Annotated in this window: 17 protein-coding genes; 15 read left to right on the top strand and 2 right to left on the bottom strand. The window is 34.8% G+C overall.

Features of this window, described 5'->3' with window-relative positions; genetic code table 11:
- Positions 1-72: 72 nt before the first annotated feature.
- The 12 genes from ilvC to argH all read left to right on the top strand — a co-directional run bounded on the left by ilvC (position 73) and on the right by argH (position 14,438).
- The gene (gene ilvC, locus AMD28_RS08110; RefSeq protein WP_055443649.1) at positions 73-1,575 is read left to right on the top strand and encodes a ketol-acid reductoisomerase; all 1,503 of its coding nucleotides are present in this window, start codon (positions 73-75) and stop codon (positions 1,573-1,575) included.
- Positions 1,576-1,656: 81 nt separating this feature from the next.
- The gene (ilvA, locus tag AMD28_RS08105; protein ID WP_055443648.1) at positions 1,657-2,925 is read left to right on the top strand and encodes a threonine ammonia-lyase; all 1,269 of its coding nucleotides are present in this window, start codon (positions 1,657-1,659) and stop codon (positions 2,923-2,925) included.
- Positions 2,926-2,938: 13 nt separating this feature from the next.
- Positions 2,939-4,516, top strand: a complete 1,578-nt coding sequence (locus AMD28_RS08100; protein ID WP_055443647.1) for an NADP-dependent glyceraldehyde-3-phosphate dehydrogenase — start codon at positions 2,939-2,941, stop codon at positions 4,514-4,516.
- Between the two features lie 431 nt (positions 4,517-4,947).
- Positions 4,948-5,577, top strand: coding sequence for a GNAT family N-acetyltransferase (locus AMD28_RS08095; protein ID WP_055443646.1), 630 nt, complete (start codon positions 4,948-4,950; stop codon positions 5,575-5,577).
- The gene (locus AMD28_RS08090) at positions 5,570-6,751 is read left to right on the top strand and encodes an argininosuccinate synthase (RefSeq protein WP_055443645.1); all 1,182 of its coding nucleotides are present in this window, start codon (positions 5,570-5,572) and stop codon (positions 6,749-6,751) included. Before AMD28_RS08095 ends, AMD28_RS08090 begins: the two co-directional genes overlap by 8 nt.
- 82 nt (positions 6,752-6,833) lie before the next feature.
- Positions 6,834-7,817, top strand: coding sequence for an N-acetyl-gamma-glutamyl-phosphate reductase (gene argC / locus AMD28_RS08085; RefSeq protein ID WP_055443644.1), 984 nt, complete (start codon positions 6,834-6,836; stop codon positions 7,815-7,817).
- Positions 7,818-8,068: 251 nt separating this feature from the next.
- Positions 8,069-8,869 (top strand): pyrroline-5-carboxylate reductase, encoded by an 801-nt coding sequence (gene proC, locus AMD28_RS08080; RefSeq protein ID WP_055443643.1) that lies wholly within the window; start codon positions 8,069-8,071, stop codon positions 8,867-8,869.
- 98 nt (positions 8,870-8,967) lie between these two features.
- Positions 8,968-10,095 (top strand): aspartate aminotransferase family protein, encoded by a 1,128-nt coding sequence (locus tag AMD28_RS08075; RefSeq protein WP_055443642.1) that lies wholly within the window; start codon positions 8,968-8,970, stop codon positions 10,093-10,095.
- Positions 10,092-11,027: a Rossmann-fold NAD(P)-binding domain-containing protein gene (locus tag AMD28_RS08070; protein ID WP_055443641.1), complete on the top strand. Its 936-nt coding sequence runs from the start codon at positions 10,092-10,094 to the stop codon at positions 11,025-11,027. Before AMD28_RS08075 ends, AMD28_RS08070 begins: the two co-directional genes overlap by 4 nt.
- A gap of 142 nt (positions 11,028-11,169) precedes the next feature.
- Positions 11,170-11,946, top strand: a complete 777-nt coding sequence (gene argB, locus AMD28_RS08065) for an acetylglutamate kinase (protein ID WP_055443640.1) — start codon at positions 11,170-11,172, stop codon at positions 11,944-11,946.
- On the top strand, positions 11,943-13,004 hold the full coding sequence (locus tag AMD28_RS08060) for a M20 family metallo-hydrolase (RefSeq protein ID WP_055443639.1): 1,062 nt from the start codon (positions 11,943-11,945) through the stop codon (positions 13,002-13,004). The genes argB and AMD28_RS08060 overlap by 4 nt, the downstream gene beginning before the upstream one ends.
- Positions 13,005-13,163: 159 nt before the next feature.
- A complete protein-coding gene (gene argH, locus AMD28_RS08055) occupies positions 13,164-14,438 on the top strand; it encodes an argininosuccinate lyase (RefSeq protein ID WP_055444337.1) in 1,275 nt (424 codons plus the stop codon).
- A 142-nt stretch (positions 14,439-14,580) separates the two neighbouring features.
- Here argH and AMD28_RS08050 read toward each other — a convergent pair whose 3' ends face one another.
- Both AMD28_RS08050 and gltB read right to left on the bottom strand, forming a co-directional pair.
- Positions 14,581-16,047, bottom strand: coding sequence for a glutamate synthase subunit beta (locus tag AMD28_RS08050; RefSeq protein WP_055443638.1), 1,467 nt, complete (start codon positions 16,045-16,047; stop codon positions 14,581-14,583).
- Between the two features lie 3 nt (positions 16,048-16,050).
- Positions 16,051-20,547, bottom strand: a complete 4,497-nt coding sequence (gene gltB, locus AMD28_RS08045) for a glutamate synthase large subunit (protein WP_055443637.1) — start codon at positions 20,545-20,547, stop codon at positions 16,051-16,053.
- Between the two features lie 440 nt (positions 20,548-20,987).
- On the opposite strand from gltB, the gene AMD28_RS08040 reads away from it, so the two are divergent.
- From AMD28_RS08040 to AMD28_RS08030, 3 genes are all read left to right on the top strand, one after another.
- The gene (locus tag AMD28_RS08040) at positions 20,988-22,025 is read left to right on the top strand and encodes an outer membrane beta-barrel protein (protein ID WP_055443636.1); all 1,038 of its coding nucleotides are present in this window, start codon (positions 20,988-20,990) and stop codon (positions 22,023-22,025) included.
- Between the two features lie 30 nt (positions 22,026-22,055).
- A complete protein-coding gene (locus AMD28_RS08035) occupies positions 22,056-23,360 on the top strand; it encodes an ammonium transporter (protein WP_055443635.1) in 1,305 nt (434 codons plus the stop codon).
- A gap of 91 nt (positions 23,361-23,451) precedes the next feature.
- Complete coding sequence (locus tag AMD28_RS08030) at positions 23,452-23,793, top strand: P-II family nitrogen regulator (RefSeq protein ID WP_055443634.1); 342 nt, start codon at positions 23,452-23,454, stop codon at positions 23,791-23,793.
- The last annotated feature ends 167 nt before the right edge of the window (positions 23,794-23,960 follow it).

Below are 23,960 nucleotides of genomic sequence, written 5' to 3'. Positions count from 1 at the left end.
AAACGTAAGGATGCATTTTGATGGTGTCTTTTATCTTTTTTCTTTCTTCTATTTTCTCAAAAAACAAAAACAATGTCAAATTACTTTAACACATTATCATTAAGAAATCAATTAGATCAATTAGGTAAATGTAGATTCATGGATGCTTCAGAGTTTGAAGATGGTGTAAATGCATTGAAAGGAAAGAAGATTGTAATTGTTGGTTGTGGAGCACAAGGATTAAACCAAGGATTAAACATGAGAGATTCTGGTTTAGATATTTCCTACGCCTTAAGACAAGTTGCAATTGATGAGCAAAGAGATTCTTTTAAAAATGCATCAGGTAACGGGTTTACAGTAGGGACGTACCAAGAGTTAATTCCGACTGCCGATTTAGTTTTAAACTTAACACCAGATAAGCAACATACCAACGTGGTAAAAGCGATAATGCCTTTAATGAAAAAAGGAGCAACATTAAGCTATTCTCACGGATTTAATATTGTAGAAGAAGGTACAGAAGTAAGAGAAGATATCACGGTTATTATGGTCGCTCCAAAGTGTCCAGGTACAGAGGTGAGAGAAGAATATAAACGTGGTTTTGGTGTGCCAACATTAATTGCTGTGCACCCAGAAAATGATCCAGAAAATAAAGGTTGGGCACAAGCAAAAGCGTATGCTGCTGCAACTGGTGGTCATCGTGCAGGAGTATTACAATCGTCTTTTATTGCGGAAGTGAAAAGTGATTTAATGGGAGAGCAAACTATTTTATGTGGTTTGTTGCAAACAGGTGCGATTTTATCGTTTGATAAAATGGTAGCAGAAGGTGTAGAGCCTGGTTATGCTGGGAAATTAATTCAGTTTGGTTGGGAAACCATTACTGAAGCTTTAAAGCATGGTGGAATTACCAACATGATGGATCGTTTATCGAATCCAGCAAAAATAAAAGCATACCAATTATCGGAAGAATTAAAAGATATTATGCGTCCGCTATTTGAAAAGCATATGGACGATATTATTTCTGGTCATTTCTCAAAAACCATGATGGAAGATTGGGCAAATGATGATGTAAACCTTTTAAAATGGAGAGCTGCAACAGGTGAAACTGCTTTTGAAAAAACAGTATTAACACCAGATCATATTTCGGAACAAGAATATTTTGATCATGGTACGTTATTAGTAGCATTTGTAAAATCAGGTGTAGAATTAGCTTACGAAACCATGGTAAGTGCAGGAATTATTGCAGATTCTGCGTACTACGAATCGTTACACGAATTACCATTAATAGCAAACACCATCGCTAGAAAGAAATTATTTGAAATGAACCGAGTAATTTCAGATACTGCAGAATATGGCTGTTATTTATTTGACCATGCATGTAAACCGTTATTAACAGACTTCATGAAAACGGTAGATACCGATATTATTGGAAAAGCATTTTCTGCAACAACAGGAGTGGATAATATTGAATTAATTGCAGTGAATGATGCGATTAGAAATCATCCAATCGAAGCAGTTGGAAAACGTTTAAGAGCGGCAATGACTGCAATGAAAATAATAAAATCAGATGTAAAAACGGAAGATTCTGTTTTAGCATAAGAAAGAGATAAATATCCTGCAAGGTTTCAAAAACCTTGTGGGTATTAAAAAATAAGATTCCCACGCTCGTGGGAAGTAAACATGGAAGAAACCAAAACAACATACAGACCAACTCTAGAAGCTATAGAAGCTGCTGCTATAAAATTAAAAGGCATCGCAACAGTGACACCTTTAATTAAAAACGCACGTTATTCTAAGCATTTCGGAGCTAATATATTTTTTAAAAGAGAGGATTTACAAGAAGTACGCTCGTACAAAATTCGTGGGTCTTATAATAAAATCTCTTCTTTGAGTGCTACGCAAATAGAGAATGAAATTGTATGTGCAAGTGCCGGAAATCATGCACAAGGTGTGGCTATTTCGTGTAAACTTCTGAAGATTAAAGGAACCATATTTATGCCTTCTCCTACACCAAATCAAAAGGTGGAACAGGTTAAAATGTTTGGAGAAGACTATGTAGATGTTGTTTTAGTTGGCGATACTTTTGACGATGCTTATCATGCAGCAATGAAACAATGCGAAGCATTGAATAAAACTTTTATTCATCCTTTTAATGATGAAAAAGTGATTGAAGGTCAGGCAACGGTTGGTTTAGAAATTATTGATCAAGCCAAAGAGCATCCAATTCATTATGTTTTTGTACCGGTTGGTGGTGGCGGATTAGCAGCAGGCTTATCTTCTGTTTTTAAAATTCTATCTCCGCAAACAAAAATTATTAGTGTAGAGCCAAAAGGTGCGCCAGCAATGTTAACTTCTATTAGAAATAATAGAAATACCGAATTAAAGACTATCGATAGTTTTGTCGATGGTGCAGCGGTGAAACGTGTTGGTGATTTAAATTTTGCAATATGTAAAGAAACCTTGCATCGCGTGGTTACCGTAGATGAAGGTAAAGTGTGTCAAACCATTTTAGATTTATATAATAAAGATGCTATTATTGTAGAACCTGCAGGGGCTTTAAGTCTTTCTGCTTTAGAGCAGTTTTCCGAAGAAATAAAAGGAAAAAATGTAGTCTGCGTAATTAGCGGAAGTAATAACGATATCACACGTACTGCCGAAATCAAGGAACGTGCATTATTGTACGCCAATCTAAAACATTATTTTATTGTGAAGTTTCCGCAACGTTCGGGAGCTTTAAGAGATTTTGTAGTAGACATTCTTGGTCCAAACGATGATATTACCCATTTTGAATACACCAAAAAAGCAAACCGTGAAAATGATGTCGCTGTGGTAGGATTGGAGCTAAAATCACCTTCCGATTTAGAGCCTTTAATTACCAAAATGAAACTTCATAATTTTTATGGAGATTACCTAAATGATAAACCAGATTTATTTCAATTCTTAGTTTAAATAAAAACACATAATGAGCATTCCAAAAGCGTATCAAATACAAGAAGTTTTAAACCAAAAAACCTATTTAGTAGCAGGAGAATTGAAACCATGGAAAGGGGAAACATCACAGGTGTTTTCTACCATTTCTTCCTCAGAAGATTACAAACCTACTTTACTAGGGAGTATTCCAACTTTAGGCGAAAAAGAAGCCTTGGGAGCTCTAGATGCAGCTTGCGTTGCGTATAATAAAGGACAGGGTTTATGGCCAACCATGAAAGTGGTAGATCGTATTGCTTGCATGGAAAAGTTTGTCGCTCAAATGAAAACCAAGCGAGAAGAAATTGTGAAATTATTAATGTGGGAGATTGGTAAAAACTTACCAGATTCTCAAAAGGAATTTGATAGAACCGTAGAATACATTTACGATACTATTGAAGATTATAAACAAATGGATCGAGATAGCGCGAAGTTTGAAAAAAATGCAGGTGTCAATGCGCATATTCGTCGTGGACCTTTAGGTGTAGTTTTGTGTTTAGGACCATATAATTATCCTTTAAATGAAACGTTTGCCTTGTTAATTCCTGCTTTAATTATGGGGAATACAGCCATTTTTAAACCAGCAAAACACGGGGTTTTATTAATTTCACCTTTATTGGAGGCTTTTCAAACGAGCTTTCCGAAAGGTGTAGTTAATATTATTTATGGAAGAGGAAGAACCGTTGCAACGCCAATCATGCAATCTGGTAAAGTCGATGTTCTGGCTTTAATAGGAAATAGTAAATCGGCAAATGCATTACAAAATCAGCATCCAAAAAGTAATAGACTACGTTCGGTTTTAGGTTTAGAAGCTAAAAACCCAGCAATCGTTTTAAAAGATGCCGATTTAGATTTGGCAATAGACGAATGTATTGCAGGTGCAACTTCCTTTAATGGGCAACGTTGTACCGCATTAAAAGTGTTATATGTGCATGAAGATGTTGTAGAAGAATTCAATAAGCGTTTTTCTGCAAAAGTAGATGCGCTTAAATTTGGTAATCCTTGGGAAGATGGCGCTAAATTAACACCATTACCAGAACCAGGTAAACCAGCATATATTCAAGAATTGATTGATGATGCTACTGCAAAAGGAGCAAAAATCATTAATGCAAAAGGAGGAGAAACTACCGATAATTATATTTTTCCAACAGTTTTATATCCAGTGTCAAAAGACATGCGTGTATTTCAAGAAGAGCAATTCGGACCAGTAATTCCAGTGGTACCTTTTAGTGATATTGAAGAGCCTTTGGATGATATGGCTGCTTCCAATTACGGACAACAAGTAAGTTTGTTTGGTCAGGATGTAAAAACCTTGGCGCCTTTAATAGATACCTTAGTAAACTTAGTGTGTCGTGTTAATTTAAATAGTTCTTGTCAGCGTGGACCAGACGTATATCCGTTTACAGGACGTAAAGATTCTGCGGTTGCAACGTTAAGTGTGCATGATGCGTTACGTTCTTTTTCTATACGAACGTTTGTAGCTTCCAAAGACAACGATTATAACAATGCTATTTTAAAAGAATTGTTAGATTCTAGAGCTTCTAATTTTGTGAGTACAGATTATATTTTATAATTTTTTAAAGCGGTAAAGCCTAATAATGAGATTTGTATAATTATTAGGCTTCAAAATAATGATATCGCAATAATTCAGATAAAATGATTGTTTTGTTAGTTCGTATCAAATTAATTTATAGCTTTACATTATGTTTAATACAATAAATAAAAACGAAAGACCCATAAGTTTGCCAATGCGCAGACGACGTCGCTAATACGTATACTTCAAGTTATTTAGTTAACCGTTTTTTATTTTTTTTACTTTGAACAATCCATCACAAATATTTACTTTTTTAAATCCAGTTATTAGAAATAATAACAGATTAGACATACGTCCAATTTTCCGTCGTCGCCCTTAGGGTGTACTTCTATTTATAGAACTAAGGTGAGTCCGGTTCTACTTTCAGAGAAAAACAAAATCATCATATTTATAATTTAAAATCAATTACAATGGAAATTGTTATTGCGAATAAATCACATAGTATCTACGCAGATATTATTTGTAACACTATTGCAGATGCGGCCCAAGTTAGAGGGACTGGTATTGCAAAACGAAAACCAGAATACGTCATTACTAAAATGGAGAATGGTAATGCTGTAATCGCTTTAGAGGACGATAAATTTGCAGGTTTTTGCTATATCGAACAATGGGGACATGGCAAGTTTGTAGCCAATTCCGGATTAATTGTACACCCAGATTTTAGAAATATAGGGTTAGCTAAAAAGATTAAACAGAAAATATTCGAACATTCTAGAACCAAGTTTCCAGACGCAAAAGTGTTTAGTATTACTACAGGTTTAGCGGTGATGAAAATGAATAGTGATTTAGGGTATAAACCGGTTACGTTTTCCGAATTAACAGATGATCAATCCTTTTGGAATGGTTGTCAGACTTGCAAAAATTTTGATGTTCTAACAAGAACAGAACAGAAAATGTGCTTATGTACAGGTATGTTATATGATCCTTCAAAAAAGCAAGCAACAAAATCGGCAGCTAATAATCACGATAAAAAAGTATGGACCAGATTGAAAAATATTAAGCAATCCATGTTCCTTAAAAAAGAAAAGAAAGATGAGTAAAAAATTAGTCATAGCATATAGTGGTGGATTAGATACATCCTATTGCGCAGTAAGTTTGAGTAAAGCAGGATATGATGTACATGCCGTAAGCGTAAATACGGGTGGTTTTTCAGATGAAGAAATAAAAACCATTGAAGGGAATGCTTACAAAATGGGCGTATCTACCTATAAAAACATTGACGCTATTGCATCGTATTATGATAAAGTGATTAAGTATTTAGTATTCGGAAATGTATTGAAGAATAACACCTATCCTTTATCTGTAAGTGCAGAACGTATTATTCAAGCCATCGAAATTATTGAATATGCAAAAAGTATTGATGCCGAATATATCGCACACGGAAGCACAGGAGCAGGAAATGATCAAGTACGTTTTGATATGATTTTTCAAACCTTAGCACCACATATTAAAATCATCACGCCAATTAGAGATGGTAGTTTAACTAGACAACAAGAAATTGATTATCTTAAAGAAAACGGTATTGAAGCATCTTGGGAAAAGGCAAAGTATTCGGTTAATAAAGGACTTTGGGGTACCAGTGTTGGTGGTGAAGAAACATTGACTTCTGAAAAACCATTGCCAGAAACCGCTTATCCATCGCAATTAAAACATACGGAAGAAGAGAAAGTAACCTTAACTTTTTTAAAAGGAGAATTGGTTGCTGTAAACGGAATTAAAAACAATCCAGAAATCAATATTGAAGTACTAAACAACTCAGCTTCTGCCTATGCTATTGGAAGAGATATTCATGTAGGAGATACCATTGTAGGTATAAAAGGACGTGTTGGTTTTGAAGCTGCAGCTGCTTTGGTGATTATAAAAGCACACCATTTATTAGAGAAACATACGTTGACCAAATGGCAATTGCAGCACAAAGATTATATGTCTAATTTCTACGGCATGCATCTGCATGAAGGACAATATTTAGATCCTGTAATGCGTGACATGGAAGCCTTTTTACAAAGTAGTCAAGACAAAGTTTCGGGAGATGTTTTTGTAACACTAAAACCATATCATTTTACTGTAGACGGAATTTCTTCTAAGCATGATTTAATGAATGCAAAGTTTGGAAGTTATGGTGAAGAAAATAAAGGGTGGACTGCGGAAGAAGCTAAAGGATTTATCAAAATTGTAGGGAATCAAAACAAAATATATCAACAAGTTAATAGCTAAATAGGACCTTTCTGGTTTTTAAAACCTTGACGGTCTGAAGTAAGTTGAATTAAAAAGATTCCCACTTTCGTGGGAAATAGATATGAAAAATTTAGAAATAGGAATCATTGGAGGAGCGGGTTACACGGCAGGAGAACTAATTAGATTGTTGTTAAATCATTCCAAAGTAAACATCAATTTTATTTACAGTACTTCTAATGCTGGCAACAAAATATCTAAAGTACACCAAGATTTAATTGGTAGTACCGATTTGGTATTTACCAATGCAATTAATCCAAAAGTAGATGTGTTGTTTTTGTGTTTAGGTCATGGGAATTCTAAAGTGTTTTTAGAGAAAAACACCTTTTCTGCGGAAACTAAAATCATTGATTTAAGTAATGATTTTAGATTAACAAACGATGCCGTTTTTGAAGGTAAGACTTTTGTTTATGGATTGCCGGAATTGAATAAAGAAGCCATTGTGAAAGCGAATTATATAGCGAATCCAGGTTGTTTTGCAACCGCGATTCAGTTAGCGTTGTTGCCTTTAGCGAAAGCCGAAGTTTTACAAAACGATGTATATGTGAATGCGGTTACAGGAGCAACAGGAGCAGGGACGTCCTTATCCGCTACCACGCATTTTACGTGGCGAGATAATAATTTCTCACACTATAAAGCATTTACACATCAGCATTTAGGTGAGATTAATCAGTCGGTAAAAATATTGCAATCTGATTTTAGTTCTGAGATTAACTTCATGCCAAATCGTGGTGATTTTTCTAGAGGAATTTTCGCTACCATGTATACCAAATTTGATGGAAGTTTAGAAGCGGCAAAAGCATTGTATAACGCGTTTTATAAAGATGCTGCATTTACTGTGATTTCTGATGATGAGATTCATTTAAAACAAGTGGTAAATACCAATAAGTGTATTCTTCATTTACATAAACATGAAGATAAGTTATTGGTAACAAGTATCATTGATAATTTACTAAAAGGTGCTTCGGGGCAAGCCATTCAAAACATGAATTTAATGTACGGTTTTGAAGAAACAGAAGGTTTAAAATTGAAGGCGAATTACTTTTAAAAGTACTGCTGCTGCGTTAGCGATTGGAACGACATCCTTTTTTGGTGTCAGTTCGAGTGAATTTGTGAAGCATGAGCAAATTTGTATCGAGAACAAGACAAAAAAGATATAACGGAAAGCGCGACCCTTGTGGTAACGCCAAAAAAACAAATAAATATGTCACCTTGAGCGCAGTCGAAAGGTATTAGTAAAAAGAAAGTTTAATTAAAAAGATTTCCGCCTTCGCGGAAATGAAAACAAAAAGATCAAGCATGAAAATAGCAATTATAGGAACAGGAAACTTAGGGAAATCCATCGCAAAAGGATTAATAACCAACAATGCGATTACTACTTTATACTTAACAAAAAGAAATCTAGAAGGCATTCAAGAATTTGAGGGATATAAAAATGTGTATCTAACTACTGATAATGCCGAGGCTGTTGCGAAATCCGATATCTTAATTTTTGCTGTGCAACCAGCACATTTTGAAGGAATTTTAAAGGATATAAAAGATGATTTAACGGAAAAGCACGTTTTAATTTCAACCATTACTGGTTTCTTAATTCCTAAGATGGAAGAGATAGTTGGAGCAGATAAATTTATCATTCGTGCTATGCCAAATACAGCAATTGCGGTAGGTAAATCGATGACCTGTTTGTGTAGTAATGAGCAAGGTGCAAAACGTCTAAAAATTGCCGAAGCTATTTTTAACCGATTAGGACATTCGTTGAGTATTCCTGAAAGTCAGATGCAAGCAGCAACGGTAGTATGTGCAAGTGGTGTTGCCTTTTGGATGCGTTTAATTAGAGCGACAACACAAGCGGCTATTCAGTTAGGTTTTGATGCCAAAGAAGCACAAGAATTAGCCATGTATACTAGTGAAGGAGCCGCAAGTTTACTAATCACAAATGGGAATCATCCAGAGGAAGAAATCGACAGAGTAACCACGCCAAAAGGTTGTACGATTGAAGGTTTGAATGAAATGGAACATAAAGGTTTGAGTTCTTCTTTAATACAAGGAATGATTGCTTCGTTTAACAAAATTAGTAACATTAAAAAAGAGCAGATGTAAAACTCCTGCAAGGTCTTTAATTCCTTGTAGGTTTGAGCTTAAAAATAAAATGATACCTACAAGGTTTTTGAAGACCTTGCAGGAAAAACAATAATAGTATGAGTTTATTTAACGTATATCCATTATTCGATATCACACCTGTAAAGGCAGAAGATGTTTATGTTTATGATGAAAACAACACCAAATATTTAGATTTATATGGCGGTCATGCTGTGATTTCTATCGGACATTCGCATCCTAAATATGTGACTGCAATTTCAGAGCAAGTTGCTAAATTGGGTTTTTATAGTAATTCGATTCAGAATCCGTTACAAGTGCAATTAGCCAACAAACTAGAGCAATTATCTGGTTGTAAAGACTACGAATTATTTTTGTGTAATTCTGGAGCGGAAGCGAACGAAAACGCATTAAAGTTAGCATCTTTTCATAACGGAAAGAAAAAGATAGTTGCTTTTAAAAACGGATTTCATGGTCGTACCTCTGCAGCAGTTGCAGCAACCGATAATGCGAAGATTATTGCGCCAATTAATGCGCAACAAGAGGTCGAGATTTTAGCATTAGGCGATTTAGAAGGTGTTGAAAAAGCACTGGCTAAAAACGATGTTTGCGCTCTAATTATAGAATGTATTCAAGGTGTTGGCGGATTGGACGAAAGTACTGCTGCATTCTATGAAGGTGTGGATGCGTTATGCAAAAAATACAATACTTGTTTTATTGCAGATGAGGTACAATCTGGTTTTGGAAGAACTGGTGATTTTTTTGCATTTCAACAATATAACGTGACTCCAGATATTATTTCTATTGCCAAAGGTATGGGGAATGGTTTCCCGATTGGCGGGATTTTAATTCATCCAGATATTAAAGCATCCTTTGGTTTATTAGGAACCACTTTTGGTGGAAATCACTTGGCATGTGTCGCTTCTTTAACCGTTTTAGAAGTGATTGAAGAAGAAAAACTGATGCAAAATGCAAATGAAATAGCAACTTATTTTATAGAGAAAGCAAAAGAAATTTCGGCAATTAAAAACATAAAAGGACGTGGTTTAATGTTAGGATTGGAATTTGATTTTCCAATTGCCAACCTTCGTAAGAAACTAATTTTTGATCATAAAATATTTACAGGAAGCGCAAAGAATCCTAATTTATTGCGAATTCTTCCACCTTTAACTATTCAAAAAGAACATGTGGGTTTGTTTTTTGAGGCTTTAAAAAAGGAGTTAATATGAAAAAATATACCAACATAAAAGATATTTCTAATTTGCAAGAAACCATTAAGGAAGCCATTTTATTAAAAATGAATCCTTTTCAGTTTTCAGAATTAGGAAAACACAAAACACTAGTGATGCTGTTTTTTAATGCGAGTCTACGTACACGATTAAGTACTGAAAAAGCTGCGAAAAACTTAGGGATGGAAGTTCTGATTCTAAATGTGAATGATGCCTGGAATCTAGAATTCGAGGATGGCACCATTATGAATGCAAATACGTCGGAACACATTAAAGAGGCTGCGCAAGTAATATCGCAATATGCCGATATTATCGCTGTTAGAGCATTTCCAAGTTTAACGGATAAGCAAAAAGACGAAAGTGAATTTGTAATGAATAGCTTTATAAAATACGCAACAGTACCAATTGTAAATATGGAAAGTGCAACAGCACATCCTTTACAAGCCTTGGCAGATGCCATTACGATTACCGAATTAACCGAAAAGGCAAAGCCAAAAGTGGTGTTGTCTTGGGCGCCACATCCAAAAGCATTGCCGCAAGCAGTTGCGAATTCTTTTGTAGAAATGATGCAAAATATGGACGTCGATTTAGTGATTACACATCCGGAAGGTTATGAATTAAGTGAAACAATTACAAAGAATACACCAATAAATCACAACCAAGAAGAGGCTTTAAAAGACGCCGATTTTGTTTATGTGAAAAACTGGAGTAATTATAAAGACTACGGAAAAGTGCTAAGTCAAGATGAAAATTGGATGATGACGAAAGTCAAACTAGGAAGCGCAAAATTCATGCATTGTTTACCGGTTAGACGAAATGTGGTGGTAGAAGATGCGGTTTTAGATGGTGAAAATTCTGTGGTGATACAACAAGCAAATAATAGAACGTTTGCAGCGCAAATAGTCTTGAAAGAGATTTTGGAGGAAATGTAAAACAAATAGTCTTCGACAAGCTCAGACTGACAAATAGTTATTAAATGTCTTACGGAGCTTGTTGAAGAATTTATAAAACCTGTGAGGTTTTAATAACCTAGTAGGTCTATAACTAAAAGATACCCGCTTTCGCGAGCATAAAATGAAAACACTAAAAGTCGTAAAAATAGGAGGAAACATTATCGATGATGCTCATGCTTTGCAACAGTTTCTAAAAGAATTTGCAACTATAGATTCTCCTAAAATCTTAGTGCATGGAGGCGGAAAATTAGCAACCAAATTAGCACAACAAATGCAAGTGGAAGTTAAAATGATTGACGGAAGACGCATCACCGATCAAGAAACTTTAGATATTATCACCATGGTGTATGCTGGAAAAATAAATAAAAATGTAGTCGCACAATTGCAAGCTAATAATTGCAATGCTATAGGGTTTTCTGGTGCAGATGGAAACACGATTGTTTCTAGTTTAAGACCATCAGAGCCTATCGATTATGGTTTTGCTGGAGATGTTGTAAAAGTAAATACCGAAACTTTAGAAATCCTTTTAAATAATAATGTGACTCCTGTATTTTGTGCGATAACGCATGATGAAAACGGACAATTATTAAATACCAATGCAGATACGATTGCTTCCGAATTAGCAATAGGTTTTGCGTCTATTTATAACACGGAATTATATTACTGTTTCGAAAAAAATGGGGTTTTAGAGGATGTCGATAATGATGATTCTGTTATCGAAAATATCAATACAAAAAGCTATCCCTCACTAATCGAAAATGGAATTATTTATGAAGGCATGCTTCCCAAATTAAACAACTGTTTTCATGCGATAAACCATCAGGTACAAAAAGTTTGTATTGGTAAATCCCAAATGCTTTTCCATAAAAATAATAAACACACAACCATTACCAAATGATAGAAAAACTAACAACAAGAGCAATTCAGCTGTTAAAAACACTCATTGAAACGCAGTCCTTTTCTTCGGAAGAAGATCAAACAGCCGCGCATATTGAGCAATGGTTTGTACAACAGGATATTCCTTTTAAAAGAACGAAACATAACGTTTGGGCAACGAATAAACATTTTGACGATAGCAAACCAACGCTATTGTTAAACTCGCATCACGATACGGTAAAACCAAATAATGGCTATACCAAAGATCCTTTTAAAGCGATTGTTGAGGATGGTAAATTATATGGTTTAGGTAGCAATGATGCTGGAGGTTGTTTGGTGAGTTTGCTGGCGACCTTTGCGTATTTTTATAACAGAGAAAACCTGAATTTTAATTTGGTGATTGTCGCTTCAGCAGAAGAAGAGAGTAGTGGTCCTGACGGATTGAATAGTATGCTGTCTGTGATTCCAAAAGTAGATGTCGCTATTGTTGGTGAGCCTACTTTAATGAATTTGGCTGTTGCCGAAAAAGGTTTGGTGGTTTTTGATGCAATCGTAAAAGGAACCCCGAGTCATGCTGCACATCCAAACGATGATAATGCGATTTATAAGACCATTCCGGTATTAGAATGGTTTAAAAATTACACCTTCGATAAAACCTCGGAAGCTTTAGGGGAAGTGAAATTAACGGTTACTCAAATTAACGCAGGAAAACAACATAATGCAGTTCCTGCAGATGTAAAACTGGTTGTGGATGTTCGTGTAAACGATAAATATTCCAATCAAGATATTGTCGATATTTTACAAAAGGAAGCGCCTTGTGATAGTATTATTCCGAGAAGTATAAAATTAAATTCATCCTCTATTCCAATTGATCATCCATTAGTTATTGCAGGAATAGAAATTGGAAGAAGTACCTATGGTTCGCCAACCTTGTCGGATCAAGCGGTTTTAACTTGTCCGTCATTAAAATTAGGACCAGGAGATAGTACAAGATCGCATTCTGCCGATGAGTTTATTTACGTGCATGAGATTGAAGAAGGCATAAAGATTTATATTGAATTATTAGAAAAAGTACTTTAATCGTACTGTCATTCCGCACTCGATGCGGAATCCAAAAAATAGGTTTCTGTATTTGCAGAAATGTATCGAAAACAAGAAAAGACTTCTCGATACAATTCTGATGAAAAATCAGAATCACTCGAAGTGACAAAGAACAAATCAACAGATAAACTAAAGAACATGAAACTCTGGGACAAAGGAATTAGTATCGATAAGAAAATAGAACAATTTACCGTTGGAAACGATAGAGAGATTGACATGCATATTGCGAAGTATGATGTGCAAGCGTCTTTAGCCCACGCAATAATGTTAGAGTCTATTGGAATCATTTCTTCGGAAGAATTACAACAACTTAAAAATGGTTTACACGCTATTGCGGAAACCATAGAAAATGGAACCTTCGTTATTGAAGAATCGTTTGAAGATGTGCATTCTAAAATTGAATATGAACTGACTAAAACCTTAGGTGACGTCGGAAAGAAAATCCATACCGCACGATCTAGAAACGATCAAGTTTTAGTTGCGCTTCAATTGTACTACAAAGAGAATTTAAAAGAAATTAACGCGAAAACAAAAACGTTTTTTGATACGCTTTTAGGTTTGGCGGAAACGCATAAAGAAGCTTTACTTCCTGGTTATACACATTTACAAGTAGCGATGCCATCTTCCTTCGGATTGTGGTTTTCTGCCTATGCGGAGGTTTTAATAGACGATGTGTATTTATTAAACGCAGCCTTGCAAACGGTAGATCAAAATCCCTTAGGTTCTGCTGCTGGTTACGGAAGTTCTTTTCCTATTGATAGAGAATTAACGACTAAAGAATTAAACTTTGCTACCTTAAAATATAATGTGGTTGCTGCGCAAATGAGCAGAGGGAAAAGCGAACGAACTATCGCTTTGGCTTTAGGAAGTGTGTGTAATACATTGGCGCGTTTTGCAATGGATATTTGTGTGTATAATAGTCAGAATTTTGGCTTCATCGCTTTTCCAAATGAACTTACTACCGGAAGTAGTATTATGCCGCATAAAAAGAATCCAGATGTGTTTGAATTAATCCGAGGGAAAGCAAATAAAATACAAGCTTTACATACCGAAATGGTGTTGATTACCAATAATTTGCCAAGTGGTTATCATAGAGATTTTCAGCTTTTAAAAGAAAATATTATTGCTGCTATTGAAGATGTAAAAGATCTTTTAGATATTTTTAATTATGCCATTCAGCAAGTCATTGTAAAGCATATTGATTTAAACGATGCGAAATACCAATATTTATTTACAGTAGATAATATTAATACCTTGGTTGTAGAAGGAATGCCGTTTAGAGAAGCATATCAAAAAATTGGTGGTGAAGTGGAAAACGGAACTTACAAACCAGATACGTCTAAAAAACATACGCATGTTGGTAGTATTGGTAATTTGTGTTTGGATAGGATTAGAAGTAAATATCCAGAGTAAATAGGGTATACTAGCTGTGAAATTGTCAGTTTGAGCGCAGTCGAAAACCTTAAGGTTTCGCTTTTAATAGCATTTCGACTGCGCTCCATGTGACATTTAATTATTTTTTAAATCAAAAGATTTCTGCTTTCGCAGGAATTTGTTACACTCTAGGTAAATCACTATCATCTTTTAAAGGCAAACAAGATTCTCCCATTAAATAGGTGTCTATATGATAGGCTGCTTGTCTTCCTTCCGATATTGCCCAAACAATTAGTGATTGTCCGCGACGCATATCTCCAGCAGCAAAAACACCAGGAACATTTGTTTTGTAATCTTTTGTTGTAGCTTCAATATTGGTTCTAAAATCCATTTTTAATCCAAATTGGTCTGCTAGTGTTTTTTCAGCTCCTGTAAATCCAAGTGCTAATAACGCGATATCACATTTCCAATCTTTTTCGGTATTTGGTACTTCTTTAAGTTGTGGTCTTTCTCCAGGTGTGAAAATCCATTCTACTTCTACGGTTTTTAATCCGGTTAAGTTTCCTTTTTTATCTCCAATAAATTCTTTGGTAGAAATACTAAAAAAACGTTCTACACCTTCTTGATGCGATGAAGTTGTTTTTAGTTTCATTGGCCAATATGGCCAAGGTTGGTTTGCTGGTCTACCTATAGAAGGTTTGCTTAAGATTTCGAAATTAGTAACCGATTTTGCATGATGACGATTGGAAGTTCCGATACAATCACTTCCTGTATCTCCACCACCAATAACAATAACGTCTTTTCCTTTCGCGGAAATCACATCTTTAAAATCTATTAAACCATCTACAAACTGATTATTCAATTTTAGGAAATCCATCGCTTGCGTCACACCTTTTAAATCTGCTCCAGGAATAGGGATGTGTCGCCTAACGGTTGCGCCACCACATAAAATAACCGCATCAAAATCGTCTTTTAATTTGTTAGCATCTATATTTTTACCAACATGTGCATTGGTTTTAAATATAATCCCTTCTTCTTCTAAAACGGCAACACGTCTATCAATCACGGTTTTTTCCATTTTAAAATCTGGGATTCCGTATCGTAATAAACCACCAACTTTTTCGTCACGTTCAAAAACGGTAACGGTGTGTCCTGCGCGATTTAATTGTTGTGCAGCAGCTAATCCAGCAGGTCCAGAACCAATAACAGCAACTGTTTTTTCGGTTCTAACTTTTGGTGGATGTGCAACAATCCAGCCTTCCTTAAAGGCTGTTTCTACAATGTTTTTTTCAATATTTTCTATAGTTACTGGGTCTTCATTAATACCTAATACACAAGCTTCTTCACAAGGTGCTGGGCATAATCTTCCAGTAAACTCTGGAAAGTTGTTGGTTTTATGTAAAATTTCAGCAGCTTCCTTCCATTTGCCTTTGTATACTTTATCGTTAAAATCTGGAATTAAATTCCCAAGCGGACAACCACTATGGCAAAAAGGAATTCCGCAATCCATGCAACGTGCACCTTGATTTTCTAAGTGGTCTTCTTTTAAAGGAATCGTAAATTCTTTGTAATTCTCTATGCGTTTTTCTGGCGCTATATAACTTTCGTTTTCACGCTTAAATTCTAAAAATCCTGTTATTTTTCCCATAATTTACGCTAATTCTAATTGTTCTTGTTCTAATCTCACTAAGGCTTGTCTGTACTCTTCTGGTAACACTTTTTTAAACTTCGGAAGATAATTATTCCAGTCTTTTAAAATTCGTGCTGCTAAAGGGCTTCCTGTTGCTTCTAGATGATTTTCAATCAATTCTTTCAACTGAAGGATGTCTACTTCATTTTCTAATGGATCGATATTTAAATCTTCCGAATTGCAGTTTTGTTGGAAGTTTTCATCTTCATCTAAAACATAAGCAACTCCACCACTCATTCCTGCTCCAAAATTTCGACCAACAGTACCAAGAATAACGGCAACACCACCAGTCATATACTCACAACCGTGATCACCAATACCTTCTACAACTGCTTTTGCACCAGAATTTCTAACACAAAAACGTTCTCCTGCTTTTCCATTTATATAAACTTCACCAGAGGTTGCTCCATATAAAGTTACGTTTCCTGTGATGATATTATCTTCGGGAACAATGGTGCATTTTTCTGGGACTTTAATGATTAGTTTCGCTCCAGATAAACCTTTTCCTAGGTAATCATTGGTGTTTCCATGAACGGTAAACTTTAAACCTTTGGTAGCAAATGCTCCAAAACTCTGTCCTGCAGAACCTGTGAAATCAATATTTATAGTGTCTTCTGGTAAGCCGTCTGCGCCATAAATTTTTGAAATTTCGTTACTTATTACGGCACCAACTGCTCTATCAATATTTGTGATAGGCATTTCTAAATTTGTTTTTTGTCTTCTAAATAACGCTTGATGTGCTTGTTTGATAATTTTAAAATCTAAGTGCACATTCAAGTTGTGGTCTTGACAATAGGTATTATATAATTGTACATCTTCAGCAACTTCTACTTTGTGTAAAATAGGAGTTAAGTCAATTCCTGAAGATTTATAATGATCAATTGCTTTGTTTCTATTTAGTTTTTGAGATTGTCCAACCATTTCGTTGATGGTTCTAAATCCGAGTTTCGCCATAATCTCACGTAATTCTTGTGCTACAAAATACATGTAGTTTACTACGTGTTCTGGTTTTCCTTTAAACTTTTTACGTAAGTCTGGGTTCTGCGTTGCGATACCAACTGGACACGTATTTAAATGACACACACGCATCATAATACATCCGGAAGCTACTAAAGGTGCGGTTGCAAAACCAAATTCTTCTGCTCCAAGTAAACATGCGATGGCTACATCTCGCCCCGTTTTTAATTGTCCGTCACACTCTAAAACTACACGATTTCTAAGGTCGTTCATTACTAGAGTTTGTTGTGCTTCTGCAACACCAAGTTCCCAAGGTAAACCTGTATGTTTTTGTGAAGTTAAAGGTGTTGCTCCTGTTCCTCCATCAAAACCAGCAATTAGAATAACATCTGCTTTAGCTTTAGCAACTCCTGCTGCAACGGTACCTACACCAATTTCAGATACTAGTTTTACATTAATTCTAGCTTCTCTGTTTGCGGATTTTACATCGTAAATTAATTGGGATAAATCTTCTATTGAATAAATATCGTGATGTGGTGGCGGCGAAATTAATCCTACATAAGGAGTTGAATTTCTTGTTTTTGCAATTTCCGGATTTACTTTAGGTCCAGGTAATTGTCCGCCTTCACCAGGTTTTGCACCTTGTGCTATTTTTATTTGAATTTCGCTTGCGCTTGTTAAGTAGTTAGAGGTAACTCCGAAACGACCAGAAGCTACTTGCTTGATTGCCGAGTTTCTCCAATCTCCTTGTGAGCTTTTGTAGAAACGTTCTTGATCTTCTCCACCTTCACCAGAATTAGATTTTCCTCCAATTCTGTTCATGGCAACGGCTAAGTTTTCATGTGCTTCTTTGCTAATAGAACCATAAGACATGGCTCCAGTTTTAAAACGTTTTACAATTTCGGTCCAAGGTTCTACTTCTTCTAAAGGAATTGGGTCAAATTGGTCAAATTCAAACAACCCTCTAATAGTCATTAGGTTTTTAGATTGGTTGTTAACTAAATCTGAAAACTCCTTAAAAGTAGAGGCTTTATTGGTTCTTACCGATTCTTGAAGTTTCGCAACGGTTAACGGATTAAACATGTGTTTTTCTTGTCCGCGTCTCCATCGATATTCTCCTCCAACTTCAATTTCTGGTTCTGTATTTTTATGAAAAGCTCTTTTGTGACGTTTCACAATTTCTTGCTCAATTTCTCTTAATCCAATACCTTGAATACGCGTTGGTGTATTTGGAAAATATTTTTCAACTGTTGAAGTTTTAATTCCGATACATTCAAATAATTGAGAACCACGATAAGAGTTTAAAGTGGAAATTCCTATTTTGTTCATCACCTTCAGAATTCCTTTACCAACTGCTTTATTGTAATTTTTAATAGCAGCTAAATATTCTAAATCGGTAAGATCTGCATTGTTGATTTGTTTCTGAACAATTTCATTTACAATATATGGATTTACAGCACTTGCGCCATAACCAAATAGTAGTGCAAAATGATGTACTTCACGAGGTTCTGCAGATTCAATAATTAAGCTAATTCGAGAACGTTTTTCTAATTTGTGTAAAGCATGATTCACGTAAGAACAAGCTAAAAGCGCAGGAATTGGTGCATGATTTTCGTCTACAAATCTATCAGATAAAATAATAATATTTGCGCCTTCATCTATCGCTTTGGAAGCTTTAGTGACTAAATTTTCTAGTGCAACTTCCAGTTCGTTTAATCCGCGATTTACTTCATATAACATCGAAATAGATTCGATTTTAAAATCGGGATTCGTATCATAATCTCTAATTTTATCTAAATCATGTTTAGAAATAACCGGATTCTGAATTTTTAATTTCTTACAATGCTCGGCATTAATGTCGAATATGTTGACGTCGCTGCCAAGTGTTAAACTAATATCTGTAATTAATTCTTCACGAATACCATCTAAAGGCGGATTGGTAACTTGAGCGAATAACTGTTTGAAATAGTTATAGATTAGTTGTGGTCTTTCCGATAAAATAGCAATAGGAGTATCGCTTCCCATAGATCCAATAGGTTCTTTTCCTAATTGTGCCATGGGGCGAATAATGGTATTTAAATCTTCTTCGGTATAACCAAAAACAACTTCACGTTTTTTAAGTTCGATTTCGTCGTATTTAATATGGCCTTCTTTAGCTTCAATATCTCGAAGGTGTACTAAATTTTCATCTAACCACTTTCTGTAAGGATGTTTGGCTGCAATTTCTTCTTTAATCTCTTCATCGTTAACAATACGACCTTCGCTCATGTTTACTAAAAACATTTTTCCTGGCTCTAAACGACCATGGAATTCTATGTTTTCAGGAGCAATATCTACAACTCCAGTTTCTGAAGACATGATAACATTTCCTTGCTTGGTAACGGTGTAACGTGAAGGACGCAATCCGTTTCTATCTAAAACAGCGCCAATAAAATTACCGTCTGTAAATGGTATAGAAGCTGGTCCATCCCAAGGTTCCATTAGACATGAATTGTATTCGTAAAATGCTTTTTTAGCATCTGACATATTTGGGTTTTTCTCCCAAGCTTCAGGTACAAGCATCATCATCGCTTCTGGAAGTGAGCGACCTGTCATTAATAATAATTCGACAACCATATCTAAGGTTGCAGAATCTGATTTTCCTCTTAAAACTGTTGGGATAATCTTTTTAATATCATCACCAAATAATGGGCTTTCCATGATTTCCTCACGAGAAAACATACGAGATACGTTACCTCTTACGGTGTTTATTTCTCCGTTATGACAGATGTATCTAAATGGCTGTGCTAAATCCCAAGTAGGGAATGTATTGGTAGAAAAACGTTGGTGTACTAATGCTAATCTAGTGTCTAAAGCGGAATTAAATAAATCTAAATAATATTCATTAATATGTTCCGGCATTAATAAGCCTTTAAAAATAATGATTTTAGTAGATAAGCTTGGTAGGTAAAAGAATTTAGCTTCCGATAATTTAGAATCATATATAGTATGTTCTGCAATTTTTCGTGCAGCATATAATTTGATGTTGAATTCTCTTTCGGTTTGTGTATCGTTTTCCTTTCCTATAAATATTTGTTTTACAAAAGGTTCTGTCACTTTTGCAATTTCACCTAATACATCACTATTCACAGGTACGTCTCTCCAGCCTATTAATTTAAGGCCTTGATTTTGAATTTCTTTTTCAAAAACATCGATACAATATTGGCGTTGGTTTTCTTTTCTAGGAAGGAATACATTACTGGTTGCATATTCTCCAGCTTCTGGTAGATCAAATTCGCAAAAAATCTTAAAAAATTTATGAGGAATATCGATTAAGATTCCAGCGCCATCACCTGTTACACCATCAGAACTTACCGCGCCACGATGTTCTAGTTTAACTAAAATTTCAAGAGCTTTATGGATGATGTCGTTCGATCGTTTTCCTGTTAAGCTACATATAAATCCTGCACCACAATTATCGTGTTCAAATTCTGGTAAATAAAGTCCTTGTTTTTTTAGCATAATGATTCAAATTTAAAGGCTTTTAAGGCCTTATTATGTCTCTAATATAGAAGCTATTATTCGATATAAAAAAAGGAGTAAACACTTTTTTCATATCGATAATTTAGTGGGTTCTAAATGAAAATTCAGCAATAATATGTAGTATAACTAATAAATAAGCAATGAATAATACTTAATAAAAACAAGCTTTTATTACGAAAACGTTTTCGTTAAAACAGAAACATTGAATATAATTTAATAAAAAAGCTTAAATGATGAAAATAATGCTTTTTCGTAAATATGGAATTACGAATAAAAGTGTATTTATTTTATTTTGCCCTATAAAAAATAGGGTTAAAATTGATTTAATCATAAAAATGAATATTTAACCCCTTAAAATTTAGGGGTTAAATTGTTTTTTATATAGGTTTGAGTCAGAATACTAACTAAATTATATACTTATGAAGAAATTATTTCTATCCGTTATGGTGTTATCATCATCATACTTTTTTGCACAAGAAGCTACAGAAACAGAAAAAGCAACAGAAACAGAGAAAAAAGAAAAGAAGTTTTCTTTTGAAGGAAGTGTAGATGCTTATTATCAATCCAATTTAACTTCAAGTGATAAAGCTATTTTTGGAGCGGACGGTGATGCTTTTCAATCTTTTGGAACTTCGTTTGCAGATGAAACAGGTTTTGCTTTAGGTATGGCAAATATTATTGCTAAGTATGAGGGTGAGAAAACAGGAGTTGTTGCCGATTTAGTTTTTGGACCAAGAGGTGATGCTGCAATTGGTGGTTATAATTTAAATCAATTATACGCATACTGGAATGTTACCGAAAGTACTACTTTAACTTTAGGTCGTTTTAATACATACTTAGGTTATGAAGTAATTTCTCCAACAGGAAACTTTAACTATAGTACTTCGTATTTGTTTTCTAGCGGACCGTTTTCTCATGTTGGTTTAAAGGCAGACTTTGCTTTATCAGATGATTTTAGCTTAATGCTTGCGGTTATGAATCCAACAGATGTGAACAATAATTATATTGGAGGTTATGCTTTCGGTGCGCAATTAGGGTATTCCGGACAATTTTTAAACTTCTACTATGATGATAATGAGGTTTTAGGTTTTGAAATAGATTATACCGGTGGATTTGATGTTTCCGATTCTTTCTACTTAGGATTAAATGCTGCGTATGCAGATAATGATGGTGAAGGTTTTATGGGAGCTGCTATTTATCCGCAATTTGCTGCAACCGATAAATTTTCTATTGGTTTAAGAGGAGAATACTTTGATTGGTTAAGTGATGCAGATACTTCTGTAGATGATCAAGATGTACTTGCACTTACGTTAACAGGAAGCTATACTTATGAAGCTTTAACGATAAAACCAGAATTAAGATTAGATAGTAACTCGCAAGAAGTATATGCAGATAGTGATTTAGAAAGCACTAAAAGTTTTGCTGCATTTACAATGGCTGCTATCTACCAGTTTTAATTAAATAATAACTAACTACAAACAATTATTATGGATTATTTTTTAACAATATTACCAAATCTAGTCGCAACGCAAGAAGTTGTGGCTGCTACAACAAAAGATATAGAAGAAGCGGTATCTGCTATTAATGCAGATATGGGAATGCTATGGATGCTAATATCGGGTATCTTAGTTTTCTTTATGCAGGCTGGTTTTACACTTGTAGAAACAGGGATGACGCGCTCAAAAAATGCAGCAAATATAGCAATGAAAAACTTGCTTGATATTTGTGTAGGATCATTAACATATTGGTTAGTTGGTTATTCTTTAATGTATGGAGATACTTCTAACGGATGGTTTTTCTGGAGCGGATTAATGCAAGGAGAAGGTGCTGATTTATTTTTTCAAACCATGTTTGCCGCAACAGCTGCAACTATAGTTTCTGGAGCTATTGCAGGAAGAACTAAGTATTCTACCTATGCTATATTTTCTATATTAATGACAGCTTTAATTTATCCAATAGCTGGTGGATGGCAATGGCAAGGTTCTGGTTGGTTAACCGAACTAGGATTTATTGACTTTGCAGGTTCTTCTATTGTACACTCTGTTGGTGGTTGGGCTGCACTTGTAGCTGCTTTTATGGTAGGTCCAAGAATTGGAAAATTTGTAGATGGAAAAGTACTTTCTATTCCAGGACACAATCAAATTCTTGCAACTTTAGGTGTGTTTATTCTATGGATAGGATGGTTTGGATTTAATGGTGGTTCACAACTTGCTTGGGGTGGTGCTGATGCTACTGCTGCTTCTACAGTTGTTTTAGTTACAAATCTAGCTGCAGCAGCAGGTGGTTTAGGGGCTTTAATTACTACATGGATTTGGTATGGAAAACCTAATTTACCACAAACCTTAAATGGAGCATTAGCTGGTTTAGTAAGTATTACTGCTGGTTGTGGAAATATGTCTGCAGTAGGAGCTATTTTTGCCGGATTAATAGGAGGTATCATAGTTGTTTTTTCTATTGAAATTATTGAAAAGAAACTTAAAATTGATGATGCAATTGGAGCTGCTTCTGTGCATGGTGTATGTGGTGCATGGGGAACTTTAGTTATCGGACTTTGGGGAATAGATGGTGATACTGGAATTGGTTTATTTAATGGCGGAGGATTTGGTCAATTAGGTGTACAAGCAACAGGGGTTTTAGCTTATGCTGTTTGGGCTATTGTTTTATCATTTATTATTTTGAAAATATTAAAATCTACATTAGGTCTTCGTGTTACCGAGGAAGAAGAAACAATTGGATTGGATCTTTCCGAACATGGTGAGATTGCTTATCCAGGAAAGAGAGAAAGAGGTTAATAAAATATACTATTTTAAATCAAATAATAGTCCTAGAAACTATTTCCTAGGACTATTATTTTTGTTTTAAAAGAAATTGAAATTAGATACAATGAAAAAAGTAGAAGCAATTATTAGAAAATCTAAGTTTACCATTGTTAAAGAAGCATTACACGATGTAGGTGTCAATTTTTTTTCTTTTTGGGATGTTACAGGAGTGGGAATTGATAAAGAAGAAAGTACCGTTTTAAGTCAGATTACAAATGAGGTTAATAAAATAGAAAGATGTTATTTGACCATTATTGTTAATGATGATTTTGAAGAGGTAACTATAAAGGCAATTCTAGAATCTGCAAACTCTGGTGAAGATGGTGATGGTATGTTGTTTGTCTCTTCAGTAAATGAAATTTACAGAATTAGAACAGGAGAGAAAGGCTCCAAGATATTAAGATAGTACGGATATTATTCTTTTTAAAGATTTATATATTCAGTACGAAGAAGAATTAGAAAGTTTTGATGTTCATAAAATGAAATGGGTACTAAGTCCCATATTGTTGGTTCGTATGAATATTAAGTTTAGTTTAATTGTTTGTTAGAAAAAACCTCGGAACGTAATGTTTC

The organism is Lacinutrix himadriensis (assembly GCF_001418105.1).
Lineage (GTDB): Bacteria > Bacteroidota > Bacteroidia > Flavobacteriales > Flavobacteriaceae > Oceanihabitans > Oceanihabitans himadriense.
Note: the sequence above shows the minus strand (reverse complement) of the source record. Positions and strands in the feature narration are given on the sequence as shown.